The sequence below is a fragment of the Mixta mediterraneensis genome, from assembly GCF_014946725.1.
In the GTDB taxonomy this organism is placed as follows: Bacteria; Pseudomonadota; Gammaproteobacteria; order Enterobacterales; family Enterobacteriaceae; genus Pantoea; species Pantoea mediterraneensis.
Genome location: NZ_JACFXY010000001.1, coordinates 56,604 through 67,708 on the forward strand (window position 1 = coordinate 56,604; position 11,105 = coordinate 67,708).

At 50.1% G+C, this 11,105-nt stretch carries 17 protein-coding genes and 3 tRNA genes; 6 read left to right on the forward strand and 14 right to left on the reverse strand.

What is annotated here, in order from left to right; genetic code table 11:
• From H2P46_RS00305 to H2P46_RS00340, 8 genes are all read right to left on the reverse strand, one after another.
• Positions 1-2,385, reverse strand: a complete 2,385-nt coding sequence (locus H2P46_RS00305) for a replication endonuclease (RefSeq protein ID WP_193403235.1) — start codon at positions 2,383-2,385, stop codon at positions 1-3.
• Positions 2,382-2,561, reverse strand: coding sequence for a hypothetical protein (locus H2P46_RS00310; protein ID WP_193403236.1), 180 nt, complete (start codon positions 2,559-2,561; stop codon positions 2,382-2,384). The genes H2P46_RS00305 and H2P46_RS00310 overlap by 4 nt, the downstream gene beginning before the upstream one ends.
• The gene (locus H2P46_RS00315; protein ID WP_193403237.1) at positions 2,561-3,499 is read right to left on the reverse strand and encodes a DNA adenine methylase; all 939 of its coding nucleotides are present in this window, start codon (positions 3,497-3,499) and stop codon (positions 2,561-2,563) included. Before H2P46_RS00315 ends, H2P46_RS00310 begins: the two co-directional genes overlap by 1 nt.
• The gene (locus tag H2P46_RS00320; RefSeq protein ID WP_238938909.1) at positions 3,496-3,639 is read right to left on the reverse strand and encodes a 3'-5' exoribonuclease domain-containing protein; all 144 of its coding nucleotides are present in this window, start codon (positions 3,637-3,639) and stop codon (positions 3,496-3,498) included. The genes H2P46_RS00315 and H2P46_RS00320 overlap by 4 nt, the downstream gene beginning before the upstream one ends.
• A 16-nt stretch (positions 3,640-3,655) precedes the next feature.
• Positions 3,656-3,862, reverse strand: coding sequence for a hypothetical protein (locus tag H2P46_RS00325; RefSeq protein ID WP_193403239.1), 207 nt, complete (start codon positions 3,860-3,862; stop codon positions 3,656-3,658).
• A gap of 87 nt (positions 3,863-3,949) precedes the next feature.
• Positions 3,950-4,180 carry a phage filamentation protein Fil family protein gene (locus H2P46_RS00330; protein ID WP_193403240.1) on the reverse strand — a complete coding sequence of 77 codons (231 nt, stop codon included), beginning with the start codon at positions 4,178-4,180 and terminating at the stop codon, positions 3,950-3,952.
• A 12-nt stretch (positions 4,181-4,192) separates the two neighbouring features.
• Positions 4,193-4,366 (reverse strand): hypothetical protein, encoded by a 174-nt coding sequence (locus H2P46_RS00335; protein ID WP_193403241.1) that lies wholly within the window; start codon positions 4,364-4,366, stop codon positions 4,193-4,195.
• Positions 4,356-4,616 (reverse strand): hypothetical protein, encoded by a 261-nt coding sequence (locus H2P46_RS00340; RefSeq protein ID WP_193403242.1) that lies wholly within the window; start codon positions 4,614-4,616, stop codon positions 4,356-4,358. The genes H2P46_RS00335 and H2P46_RS00340 overlap by 11 nt, the downstream gene beginning before the upstream one ends.
• A gap of 179 nt (positions 4,617-4,795) precedes the next feature.
• Between H2P46_RS00340 and istA the strand changes: the two genes are divergently transcribed.
• On the forward strand, positions 4,796-5,824 hold the full coding sequence (gene istA, locus H2P46_RS00345) for an IS21 family transposase (protein WP_193403243.1): 1,029 nt from the start codon (positions 4,796-4,798) through the stop codon (positions 5,822-5,824).
• Positions 5,821-6,609, forward strand: coding sequence for an IS21-like element helper ATPase IstB (istB, locus tag H2P46_RS00350; protein ID WP_193403211.1), 789 nt, complete (start codon positions 5,821-5,823; stop codon positions 6,607-6,609). Before istA ends, istB begins: the two co-directional genes overlap by 4 nt.
• A 1-nt stretch (position 6,610) precedes the next feature.
• On the opposite strand, the gene H2P46_RS00355 is transcribed toward istB, so the two are convergent.
• Positions 6,611-6,799, reverse strand: a complete 189-nt coding sequence (locus H2P46_RS00355) for a hypothetical protein (protein ID WP_193403244.1) — start codon at positions 6,797-6,799, stop codon at positions 6,611-6,613.
• A 13-nt stretch (positions 6,800-6,812) separates the two neighbouring features.
• Positions 6,813-6,935 carry a hypothetical protein gene (locus H2P46_RS23300; RefSeq protein ID WP_289776046.1) on the reverse strand — a complete coding sequence of 41 codons (123 nt, stop codon included), beginning with the start codon at positions 6,933-6,935 and terminating at the stop codon, positions 6,813-6,815.
• 146 nt (positions 6,936-7,081) lie between these two features.
• Here H2P46_RS23300 and H2P46_RS00365 point away from each other — a divergent pair, with 146 nt between their 5' ends.
• From H2P46_RS00365 to H2P46_RS00380, 4 genes are all read left to right on the forward strand, one after another.
• Positions 7,082-7,465: a helix-turn-helix domain-containing protein gene (locus H2P46_RS00365; protein WP_193403246.1), complete on the forward strand. Its 384-nt coding sequence runs from the start codon at positions 7,082-7,084 to the stop codon at positions 7,463-7,465.
• Between the two features lie 11 nt (positions 7,466-7,476).
• A complete protein-coding gene (locus H2P46_RS00370) occupies positions 7,477-8,106 on the forward strand; it encodes a hypothetical protein (RefSeq protein WP_193403247.1) in 630 nt (209 codons plus the stop codon).
• Positions 8,107-8,128: 22 nt separating this feature from the next.
• The gene (locus tag H2P46_RS00375; protein ID WP_193403248.1) at positions 8,129-8,863 is read left to right on the forward strand and encodes a hypothetical protein; all 735 of its coding nucleotides are present in this window, start codon (positions 8,129-8,131) and stop codon (positions 8,861-8,863) included.
• Positions 8,864-8,945: 82 nt separating this feature from the next.
• A complete protein-coding gene (locus H2P46_RS00380) occupies positions 8,946-9,953 on the forward strand; it encodes a phage integrase (RefSeq protein WP_193403249.1) in 1,008 nt (335 codons plus the stop codon).
• 133 nt (positions 9,954-10,086) lie between these two features.
• On the opposite strand, the gene H2P46_RS00385 is transcribed toward H2P46_RS00380, so the two are convergent.
• The 4 genes from H2P46_RS00385 to pgsA form a co-directional block, all read right to left on the reverse strand.
• A tRNA-Leu gene (locus H2P46_RS00385) sits at positions 10,087-10,173 on the reverse strand.
• A gap of 10 nt (positions 10,174-10,183) precedes the next feature.
• Positions 10,184-10,257: transfer RNA gene (locus H2P46_RS00390), tRNA-Cys, on the reverse strand.
• A gap of 40 nt (positions 10,258-10,297) precedes the next feature.
• Positions 10,298-10,373: transfer RNA gene (locus tag H2P46_RS00395), tRNA-Gly, on the reverse strand.
• A gap of 152 nt (positions 10,374-10,525) precedes the next feature.
• The gene (pgsA, locus tag H2P46_RS00400; RefSeq protein ID WP_193403250.1) at positions 10,526-11,074 is read right to left on the reverse strand and encodes a CDP-diacylglycerol--glycerol-3-phosphate 3-phosphatidyltransferase; all 549 of its coding nucleotides are present in this window, start codon (positions 11,072-11,074) and stop codon (positions 10,526-10,528) included.
• Positions 11,075-11,105: the final 31 nt, after the last annotated feature.

The following is an 11,105-nucleotide window of genomic DNA, read 5'->3' on the forward strand; positions in this document are numbered from 1 at the left end:
CTACTTCCGCCCCGAAAACGCAGCCTTCATCCTGCTCACGAGGTCGCTTGTCTTTTTCTTCGCCGCCATCACCTGCGACGGCATTTTTTCCGATGCGGCACGGCTGCGGGATACCAACCGCCCGTCCTGCACGGTCATAACAAGATCGCCGCACGCCACTGACGCACCGGCCATCAGCGATCTGACCATTCCGGCGCTGGCATCAATCCCACGCAGCGCCAGCAGTTCACTGATCTGCTGCTCTTTCACAGATAGCCCAGCCACTTCTTCTCGTTCTGGTGGCCGCTTTTTACGCTTACTCCGCACATCGTCACTAAGCCGCTGCGCCAGTTCTCTCTTTTCCTGCCGTGAAAGCGCATCAAAATTCACCGTCACGCCCTCAGCTGGCACAGTCATTTCCGACTGTCCTGCAGCTTCGCTGGCGGCATGTTCAACACCGTCAGCACCTGCCGCGGGATCCCGCGTACAGTTATTGACAGAACTCCGAGGGGCGGCGCTGCCGCCTGAAAAACCAACGTCAACGGCTACACGGTCAGCGCTCTGGCGCTTCGGCACGATTTTGTATTGAGCGGTGCGGGTGAAGATCAAAGAGTCACTGCCTGTTATCGGGCAGTAAATGCCGGTGATTCGCTGGACGTCATCACCGTAGGCGTTTCCGTTTTCGGTGGTTTCGTAGTTCAGGCGGATGCGCAGATTTTTACGCTCAACCAGGGGGCCACCCTGGGCTAATACATAGTTATCCCACTCGCCTGCATCAGCGGCCTGACGTGCGGTTTCCAGTTCAGGGTGTAACACCAGCTCACGGTTACCCAAGCGTCGCAGTTCTCTGTATACAGTGACAGGTGCACCACCTATAGGCTGGAACTGGCGAATAGACCAGCGTGAAGCCCATGCACTGACACGCCGCGACATTTCTTTCAGGTCTTCCCCGGTTTCGTCGTCTGTCTCACCGTCGAGGGCGTAACCATCGATATTTTTAGAGATGTATTTCGCTATATAACCTGTAGCGCTGCCGTGTTCTTCTTCTATTGGTACGACTCTGAAGCGATTTTCCTGAGCACCTGCCTCATTACCATCCACTTCGAGAGCATATTTACGGAATATTTCGCGTGCCTGTTCAACGTGTTCCGGGCGCATAAATAACAGCAAGTGCCAGTGTGGCGTGGCATCGTGGTGCGGCTCGACTACGCGGAAACCAAAATTACGAATACCAGCCCTCAGCCACGCCGAGCGCGTTTTCTCCCACACCTTGCAAAGATATTTCTGCGTCTCGCGTGGCGACGCGCCACAGTATTTATTATTTCGTCGCCCGTTATGCTGCATGGAGTGATAACGGGAAGGTGCTGTAAGCGTGTAGAAGTCACCGGCCAGCGCTTCCTGCTTCGCCAGATTTTCAAACCCTCGCATCCTGGTCATTAACTCACAGCGCCGAATTGCTGGATTGGCGACGCTCCCCATAACTTTGTCGATCAGTGAAATGCGCTCGCCCGTGTCCTGGTCTTCCAGTTCCATCGCCTTAAGGTATTCACGATTAGCCTTCTTCTGAGCCAGCCATTCCGTAAGGCACGGGGCGCTACTGTATGGGGAAGATTTTTTCTGGACGTATCCCGCTGCGATCATCAAATGCTCACGCCAACGGGCATGAATACGGCGCAGCCGGTTTAACCACCATTGCGGTGACTCAAGACGGAGAACTGCTCGTAACGCGTCCTCCGCTTCAAGTTCTTCATTGCAATACGCTGTCCAACCTGGGATTGGTGTTTTCAGATGCACAGCCAGCGACGCAATTCGACCATAGCCAGAAAGCGCCGCAAACTCTGGATCACCGGTATGCGCCAACTGATGATCGGACTCGCGTATAAACTCGCTCGTAAAGATATCGGCAAGCGTATAAGCCAGTCTTTTTAACTCTTTTTTCCCCGCCCAGAGAATACGGAAAAGCTGATCGCGGATAGGCAGCAGAATACCGGGCATCACGCTGTCAGGCTGGTAAATGCTGTTTACGTTATCAATGCGAGTTAATACGTGGCGCTCAAAGGTATTAACCAGCCAGTGATCTGCCGCTTTGCGGTCTTTCGCGTCCAGCGCATCCAGCTTCGTGGAAAAGTAGCGGCGAACATACTGAGGAAGAGAAGCAAGGCGGCGGCGAAGCCACTTGCTGCGCTCCGGCTTTTCGTCTTCCGCTACCAGTTCACTGAACGCAATATGCTTCCGCGTACCGTCAGGCGTGAGATAGTCGAAACCATCCGGCCCCGGCGCTACATCAACGCCAATCGGCTGATATGATTTGTTTCCCCCATAAGCGTAAGGGGTAGCATTGTCAGTGCTACCCGGATAAGGCGGAGGTGGTGAAGGGGCGTTACGGCCACGGGTTGCCGTGGTCATATTTGAACTACATCCCCTATTTTAATGGCTTTGGCCTCCTCTTCTGATTTCTTCAGGATTGTGGTTATTGATTCCCTTCCATAAGCTGTTACTTTCGCCTCAACCAACCAATACGGCATAATCTCGCCACGATTCACGCTTATTATTTCAACGATCCAGGCGTCTATAAGATTCATTAAAGCGCCCCCAGAACGTCAAACGTGCCCGCCGCAACCATCGCGTTGTAAGTGGCATCACCCATCACGGTGCCACAATCAGGGCAACCGCCGCCATAACGCCCGCAGCAATCGCAAACAGGCAGCACGCCAATCACTTCTTTGGCCTTCTGGCGGTTGCTGGCATCAGTGCTAACAGAGCGCTGCACGTCGATTTCATGCAGGCGGAAGTGGTGGTAAATCTCTCGGGTGGTTTCGGTGTCACTGTTGGAAATGACAACCGGCGCGCCATATTTGCGGTTAACTTCCAGCAGCTCCGCCGCTAACTGGCGGTGGTGCTTCTCAGTGAATGGCTCGGTGTGGTATTGGGTGAAATTGGCGGTTTCGCTGGCTGGCAGGTACGGCGGATCGCAGTAGATGGCTTCATCCGTTCCAACCATCACTTTGAGGGTGTTTTGAAACGAGCTGCACAGAAAAATAGCTTTGGTGTCGTTGGCCTTCTCAGCAAACTGCCGGATCTCCGCTTCGGGGAAGTAAGGCGCGGTTTTGTGCTGACCAAACGGCACGTTATAACCGCCGCTCTGGTTGTAACGCACCACGCCGTTGTAGCCGTGCCGGTTGAGGTAAAGAAACAGGGCAGCACGGGCCACATCAAGCAAACCTTTTGTACCGTTGAAAATGCGGCGGTTCTGTAAGTATTCCTCTTTAGAATTGCCGGTAGCAAAGAGCGGGCGAGCCAGATCAATCACCAACTCAGGGTTACTTTTTACCTCTCGATAAAGGCGGATCAGATCCGGGTTGATATCCGCAAGGATATAGCGACGATAATCGGTATTGAGGAAAACAGAAGCACCGCCAACAAAAGGCTCAACGAGGCAACCGGCCTTTGGTAAATGCGGCAGTAATTCAGGCATCACGCGACTTTTGCCACCGGGCCATTTGAGTAGGGAACGGATCATAATGCTGCCCCCATAGCGCCTTTGGCTGCGAGGCTTTTTAGGTTGTCTGAGAGCTGGCCTGACATAGGATCAAAGATTGCCGCAGCGATAGACGTAATCGCCGCAGTCGGCTTATTATCCATAACTTCAATATCAATCATTACGTGTTTCATTGCATTAAACTCCGTAAGGGTTAGGAAAATAAGGACGCTGCAATTCTTCAATGCAGTGCTGACGCAGGTTGCAAATAAAATTAGTGGTTACTGATCCATTGGCTGAAAGGGTTAACTCACCATCGCGGCGGGTTTTAATTGTTAACCCTTCATTTTCGATAGCAGGTAAAAGAACGTGCAGAATGAAGCTATATTGATCACGTCTGGTCATAATCTCTTCCTCAAAAGAAGAATGAATTGAACCGCCGCCACTTAATAAACAGGCGGAGAAAACAAAGTTCGTTTTTTTAAACCCAAACTACTTAATTAGCTTTTTAAATAAGCCAGTCAGTTTAAGCAGGAAGCCTTTATTTATTCTTTGGGTATAAACAAACGGCTTATTTTTACCCTTAACAAATTGAACCTTCGCCGGTTCGGGCTTAAAAAATCTTCCGTCCGGCGTTTCCAGCCAGCCGCGAGTATTTTTGAAGTGTGTGACTTGGCAACCGTGCTTTAACAGGCTGGCAAGTGATGGAGCATTATCATTCATATTGTGCACCTGCTACAGTTGCCTACGGGCTTTTAGTTCCACTTCTTCGCGTCGGGTTTTATATTCAGCAAGCGCTATCATTCTTCTCTGTTTCACTTTCCTGCAATGAAGGCGGATTAAAAACTGAATTAAATGCAACATGAGAACAGCAAAGAGAAAAAGTCCGACAATCATTTCAATCATCATAATTTCGTCCACTCCTTAAACCTTCAATTGTTCGCATTGCTTCAGCTAAGGCAAAGTCGCGTCCATAATAATTATCAATACCACCGCTATCGTCCCGCTTATTTATCAGATATGAATTGCTTTGATTAAAAGCATTACGTGACGATTTACGGATAGTGAAACCGGAATAGACATAAACATTTTTACTTACCTGAACCAAACCCGGAATGCTTCCGGCATGAGCTCCATGTTGTGAATAGCGCTTTTTCATTTAATAGTCCTTTCAGCTATTAGCAATCGCATCTTTAAGCATGGCGACCATATTTACTTCAACCTTTGCGCCGGAAAGCTCCTTAGGCCGAATGTGTCGCTACCGATGTAAAACTGGCCCACCTGCCGATGTAAATCTGACCCACCTAGGGTAAAAATGGCAGTTTTAAGGCACTGCCAATGATGACATTGGAGACCAGAGTGGAGATTAGTGTTTTACACCGTCAGGGCATGTCGATACGCGCCATCGCGCGCCAGCTTTCATGCTCTCGTGAGACCGTTCGCAGATATATTCGTAGCCCGCTGCCCGTAGCGGATATGCGCTACAAGCCTCGCGCACCCAGACCCTGCAAGCTTGACCCGTTCAAGACTTATATCCTTGAGCGCGTGGCCGCTGCCAGGCCCCTCTGGATACCCGCCAGTGTGCTGCTGCGCGAGATCCGTCAGCGTGGTTACGAGGGTGGTTACAGCATGCTGACCGCTTTCCTGCACCCCATTAAGCAGCCCGTCACTGAAGAGGTAACACGCTTCGAGACCGAGCCTGGCTTTCAGATGCAAGTTGATTTCACCATCATCAGACTCGGTCATAACCCATTGCTGGCCTTTGTCGCCACGCTGGGCTGGAGCCGCGCGACTTTCGTCAAGTTTTACAGCAACCAGGACTCCGCTGCCTGGTGTGACGGCATTGAGTCTGCGCTCAGGTTCTTCGGCGGGACGCCGCATCAGCTGCTGTTCGACAACGCCAAGGCCATCATCATTGAGCGCGATGTCTACGGCCCCGGTAAGCATCGCTGGAACCCGCAGTTGATGCACGTCGCCGAGAAGTATGCCTTTACTCCCAAGGTCTGCCGACCCTATCGCGCCAAGACCAAGGGTAAGGTTGAGCGGTTTAACCATTACCTCAAGAACAGCTTTATCGTGCCTCTTACCGCGACCTTCCGGCAGGCCGGGCTGGTACTGGATGTACCTGCTGCCAACACACGCATCGGCGAGTGGCTGGTCACCGTCGCGAACACACGAGTGCATGGCACCACAGGCGTACCGCCTGAGCAGCGCATGCCGCGCGAGCGTGCTGCGCTATTGCCGTTACCGAAGGTCACGTTGGCATTGCCTGCACCTGTCCCAGCGCTCAGCCAGCGTCCGGTGCCGACCGAGAGCCTGCAACATCCTCTGGCAACGTACCAGGCCTTGCTCGAGGTGCCAGCATGAACCTTCAACATGATCGTATTGCCGCGCTCTGCGAGCAACTCAAGCTCGACCGCCTGCCGGCAGAGTGGCCGGGTGTGGCACAGGCGACCATCGACAACAGCGGCACGCATGCCGACTTCCTGGAAGCCGTTTTGCAGCTCCAGCATGATGGCCAGAACGAACGGCGTCGCCAGACCATTTTGCGGTTATCAGGCCTGCCGGTGATAAAAACACTGGAGCAGTTCGATTACGCCTATGCCAGTGGCGTTCCACGAAGTCAGATCCAGGAGTTGGCGGGTCTGACATTTATCGAACGTCAGGAGAACGTTGTCCTGCTCGGGCCTTCTGGCGTCGGCAAAACGCACCTGGCGACCGCCATTGGCTATAAGGCCGCGATGGCGGGTTTAAGCATTCGGTTCATTACCGCCGCCGACATGATGCTGCAACTGATGGCGTCACATCGTCAGGGTGACCTGAAGGGCTACCTGAACCGCGTCGTAGGTAAACCTAAGCTGTTGATCATCGACGAAGTGGGATATCTGCCGTTCGGTAAAATGGAGGCGAACCTGTTCTTCCAGGTAGTCGCTAAACGGTATGAGTCAGGCAGCGTGATCCTGACCAGCAACCTGCCGTTTACGCAGTGGTCCGGAACGTTTGGTGATGACGAGACACTGACGGCAGCGATGCTGGATCGGCTGCTTCACCATGCGCATATCGCCCAAATCAGCGGCCAAAGCTATCGACTGAAAGATAAGCTGAAAAGCGGTCAACTCCAGAAGAAAACGAAAGCAACAACGCTCGAATGATTCAAAGGGGGTGGGTCAGTTTTACTTTGGCAGGGTGGGTCAGAATTCGATCGGTATTGACACGAATGATGATTCTCCCGTCTTTCACCATATCCCGGCATGTCTCGAAGGGTATTCCGGTCACTCTGGCGTACTCCTTAAGGGAAAGATAAGGAGCCAGTACGTTTAAATTGATTGTGATGTTTTCCATAAAAACACCTCGATCAGTCTGCGTTAGCTACTTCCATGCCACGCAAAAAAATCATGCGCGCCATGCTAGAGATCGAACGGCATTCTTTGGTGGCTAACGCCTCAAGTAACGCACGTTCTTCGGTGGTCAGCCGCATAGGGATAGGGTTGCCAGAAAATAACCCCTTTGGAAGTCGTGACCTTTGGATGTTCTCGTCTTGTGTCATAGTGGTATATTGTGATCTGCTAAGTATCTGTGATTCACATTCTGGTACTCAATCGAGTACCTGTCAAGGATTTTTAAATGCATTCGCGTTCTGGAGAGCGTCTTAAAGAGGAGCGCATACGCTTAGGCCTAAGCCAAGCGGCGCTTGGCGAAATTGGCGGAGTCAGAAAACAAGCCCAGCTCAACTATGAGAAAGGTGAGCGCAATCCCGATGTAGCCTACCTATCTGCAATTGCAAAATTTGGAGCTGACGTTCAATTCATTGTTACAGGAGTCAGGTCTGCGGAGGCCCTTGACATTGACGAGCAAGAGCTACTCAACCTATTCAGGAAGGCCCCCCTTGCAATCAAAGCTGCTGCACTCGCCGCACTTACAGCAGGTAATACTGCATCGAATTCAATAAACATATCGGGTCAAGGCAACCGTGTCGCAGGCAGGGATTTCAACGAAAACAAGAAGTAAGGAAGTACTTTATGACGGTTAATTCTACTGGTGAGCAAAACCGTGTTGCAGGACGCGATTTCAATGAAAATAAGATTCAAATAGATCAGTTTGATGGTCGTCACACAATCAATGTTTCACTTCCAGAAAAGGAAGAAGACAAGCGCCCTCTTGTTAAGGCTCAACGCAAAGAGCTAAACAATCTTGTGAGCGCGATTGCTGAAGCTGGAGAGGATGAAGCGTTTACTGTCTGGCAGAAAGTTCACGCTGAAATTGGTGTTTCTAGTATTGGTGATATGACCGTTAATCAATATCGAACGGCAGTCAGTTTTCTACAGGCCATGCTGGATAGGTGCAAAGAAAAAGACACCAGCAAAGCTCTGGTAAGCCTCCTGCTGCGCAACAGCCAAGATAGTGAAATCAGGCAGAAACTCATTCGCTACTGTCATATCAACTTCGGTACAGGCAGGCTGAATGATTTAACTCGCCCTCAACTCCAGCTTGCTCTGTCCTGGCTGGATCAACAATCGCAAGAAACACACCAGCTTCCTCAAAAACCCACGTCAGAACGACTCAATATTTTTGAACTACTGCGGACACACCCCAAAGAATTCGGCTTTATTTTTGTTATAGGTTTTACTGTAGGTGCTCTTATTTTTTGATATTAAACGTTAAGGATTAACGATGGAAAAAATAATTGAAATCATCATGTATTTTGTCGTACTGACCTTCTGGATTGGGATTATAAAACCTTCATGGGTTGGCATGTCCAACAGAAAAACATCCTCTGCGGTCTTCTTCGTTGTTTTAGTGTTGCTTGTTGGGGTAAAGAACCATTTTTATCCAAGGATAAAATCCGCAGAAGAACTAAAAGCCGAGCAGATATTGGCCGCTCAGGCCGAAGAGGATGAAAAAAAATTCAAATATCCTACGTTGACATTAGGTGAATATCAGAAAAAATTAGAAAAAGAACGAAAAGATATCGTTTCTGGTTATTTAGTATCTGAGGATTTCAAAGAATCTGCTTTCACCGGCTTTTATAATTGCCTCAGCGAGTACAGTGCAACCAAAAGCAATGACTTACAAATCGGCATGGTACTTGGTTGGTGCGCTGGCGATTATAAAAAAGATCCAAGATCTTTGGATACTCGTACCAACTTTGACACGTTCTTTGCCCAATTTAGCGGTTGGGATGGTTCCTATCGACCTCTGGAAAAAGCCATTAAAGAAAGTATGAATGATGAGGATTCGTACAAGCACATCAAAACTACTTACCGGATTCTGATGAAAGGCACTCCTCACGCTATAGTTTCAACCACTTTTAGTGGTACTAACGCTTACGCTGCTCGCGTCAAACAAACTATATCTGCTGATGTTGATATTGAATCAGGCCAGATAATTACTTTTATTAGTGAGTAATAACCCCTCTTCAAATTTTAATCAGTGCTTTCAGTTGTTGGAAGCACTAATCCATTTTCATCCGTATTGTAGGTAGTGATCAATGACAGTCCGCAAACTCCCTTCAGGTAAATGGCTTTGCCAGTGCTTCCCCTATGGCCGTGATGGGAAGCGCATACGCAAGCAGTTTGCCACTAAAGGCGAGGCGCTCTCATTTGAGCGCCGCACCATGAATAACGCATCCGGCCAGGCGGTTAACGATAATGCTGTAACACTCTCCACGTTCATTGAGCGCTGGTATGAGATGCATGGCAAAACGCTGACCTCTGGCGAGGAACGCAAAGTGAAATTACTTGCCATCTGCGAGCGCCTAGGGGATCCGCTTGCTGCTCATTTTGATAAAAATACTTTTGCAGTATACCGGGAAAGACGCTTAAGCGGTGAATGGAATCAGAAAGGAAAGAAGAAACTTAGTGAAGCGACAGTAAACCGCGAGCAGTCTTACCTTCATGCGGTTTTTTCGGAAATGAAGCGGCTGGGAGAATGGGAAGGTGATAACCCGTTATCCGGGATCAGGCAGTTCAAGGAAGGGGATCAGGAGCTGGCTTTTCTGTATGAAGAAGAGATTGACCGGCTGCTGGCGGCGTGCGATCAATCGGCCAACACAGATCTCGGCACCATCGTGAGAATTTGCCTGGCGACCGGCGCACGCTGGAGCGAAGCGGAGAGTTTAAAACAATCACAGGTTTTGCCTGGCCGTCTGACTTTTACTCAGACCAAAAGCAAAAAGAACCGTACAGTACCAATTTCCGACCAGTTACAAAAAATCCTACCTAAGAAGCGCGGTGCGCTTTTCTCCCCTGCTTACGAGTCATTTAAAGCAGCTCTGAACAGAGCCGGAATTGAGCTACCGAAGGGACAACGTACACATGTGTTGCGCCACACTTTCGCCAGCCATTTTATGATGCGGGGTGGCAACATTCTGGTGCTTCAACAGATACTCGGTCATAGCACGATAATGATGACTATGCGTTACGCTCACTTTGCCCCTAATCATCTGGATGCCGCAGTTGCCCTTAACCCATTAGACAACCGTTCAGACGCAAAATAAGCAGTCCTCAAAAACCTCTGCTGCCAGAGTGCTGCCATTATGCTGCCATTAGCCAAATTAAGGGCACAAAAAAACCACCGATTAAGGTGGTTTACGACATTACTAACAGCTTGTTTTTATTCGGCTTTAAATATGGTGCCCGGGGCGGGACTTGAACCCGCACAGCCTTACAGCCGAGGGATTTTAAATCCCTTGTGTCTACCGATTTCACCACCCGGGCAGGGTATAACTGGAGGCGCGTCCCGGAGTCGAACCGAGGTACACGGATTTGCAATCCGCTGCATAGCCACTCTGCCAACGCGCCTTAAACTGATGTGCCGTCAGGTTATCCTGACTTGCAAATTTGGAGCGGGAAACGAGACTCGAACTCGCGACCCCGACCTTGGCAAGGTCGTGCTCTACCAACTGAGCTATTCCCGCAAATCTCAGCGATTTCTTCAAACCCGCTGATTTTATTTATCTTCTGGCAGACACGCTGCCGTTCGATGCGATGCATTCTACTGACCTGACGCAATGAGTCAATAAAATTATCCTGACTCCGCGTCCGTTTGCTGCTTTTTAAATCGCATCGATCACCGTTCGAGGAAATCGCCACGCGCCGCGCTCAGATACTGAAACATTGACCAGAAAGTCAGCACGGCTGCAATGTATAATGCGACCACGCCAACGCCGACCACCGTGCTGTCAGGACGCCATAACAACGCAAATAACGAGAACATTTGGGCGGTGGTTTTCACTTTGCCAATCCAGGACACAGCCACGCTACTGCGCTTGCCAATTTCGGCCATCCATTCACGCAAAGCCGAGATAATAATTTCACGCGCGATCATGGTTGCGGCAGGCAATGTAATCCACCAGGAATGAAAATATTCAGCCACTAACACCAGCGCCATCGCAACCATCACTTTATCAGCCACCGGATCGAGAAAGGCCCCAAAGCGTGTGGTCTGCTTCCAGCGACGGGCAAGAAAACCATCAAACCAGTCAGTGACAGCGGCAATAACAAAAATCAATGCGGTAACAAACGGCGCCCAGTAAAACGGCAAATAGAAAGCCAGTACAAAGAACGGAATGAGGACAACACGAAACAGGGTGAGACACGTCGGTATGTTAAATTGCATATGCCGGTAACTGTCTGGAATGGGTAGAATT

Bases quoted from the DNA above. Each gene is read 5' to 3' on its own strand.
- H2P46_RS00305 (WP_193403235.1), bottom strand. From the start codon at position 2,385: ATGACCACGGCAACCCGTGGCCGTAACGCCCCTTCACCACCTCCGCCT.
- H2P46_RS00310 (WP_193403236.1), bottom strand. From the start codon at position 2,561: ATGAATCTTATAGACGCCTGGATCGTTGAAATAATAAGCGTGAATCGT.
- H2P46_RS00315 (WP_193403237.1), bottom strand. From the start codon at position 3,499: ATGATCCGTTCCCTACTCAAATGGCCCGGTGGCAAAAGTCGCGTGATG.
- H2P46_RS00320 (WP_238938909.1), bottom strand. From the start codon at position 3,639: ATGATTGATATTGAAGTTATGGATAATAAGCCGACTGCGGCGATTACG.
- H2P46_RS00325 (WP_193403239.1), bottom strand. From the start codon at position 3,862: ATGACCAGACGTGATCAATATAGCTTCATTCTGCACGTTCTTTTACCT.
- H2P46_RS00330 (WP_193403240.1), bottom strand. From the start codon at position 4,180: ATGAATGATAATGCTCCATCACTTGCCAGCCTGTTAAAGCACGGTTGC.
- H2P46_RS00335 (WP_193403241.1), bottom strand. From the start codon at position 4,366: ATGATGATTGAAATGATTGTCGGACTTTTTCTCTTTGCTGTTCTCATG.
- H2P46_RS00340 (WP_193403242.1), bottom strand. From the start codon at position 4,616: ATGAAAAAGCGCTATTCACAACATGGAGCTCATGCCGGAAGCATTCCG.
- istA (WP_193403243.1), top strand. From the start codon at position 4,796: ATGATGACATTGGAGACCAGAGTGGAGATTAGTGTTTTACACCGTCAG.
- istB (WP_193403211.1), top strand. From the start codon at position 5,821: ATGAACCTTCAACATGATCGTATTGCCGCGCTCTGCGAGCAACTCAAG.
- H2P46_RS00355 (WP_193403244.1), bottom strand. From the start codon at position 6,799: ATGGAAAACATCACAATCAATTTAAACGTACTGGCTCCTTATCTTTCC.
- H2P46_RS23300 (WP_289776046.1), bottom strand. From the start codon at position 6,935: ATGCGGCTGACCACCGAAGAACGTGCGTTACTTGAGGCGTTAGCCACC.
- H2P46_RS00365 (WP_193403246.1), top strand. From the start codon at position 7,082: ATGCATTCGCGTTCTGGAGAGCGTCTTAAAGAGGAGCGCATACGCTTA.
- H2P46_RS00370 (WP_193403247.1), top strand. From the start codon at position 7,477: ATGACGGTTAATTCTACTGGTGAGCAAAACCGTGTTGCAGGACGCGAT.
- H2P46_RS00375 (WP_193403248.1), top strand. From the start codon at position 8,129: ATGGAAAAAATAATTGAAATCATCATGTATTTTGTCGTACTGACCTTC.
- H2P46_RS00380 (WP_193403249.1), top strand. From the start codon at position 8,946: ATGACAGTCCGCAAACTCCCTTCAGGTAAATGGCTTTGCCAGTGCTTC.
- pgsA (WP_193403250.1), bottom strand. From the start codon at position 11,074: ATGCAATTTAACATACCGACGTGTCTCACCCTGTTTCGTGTTGTCCTC.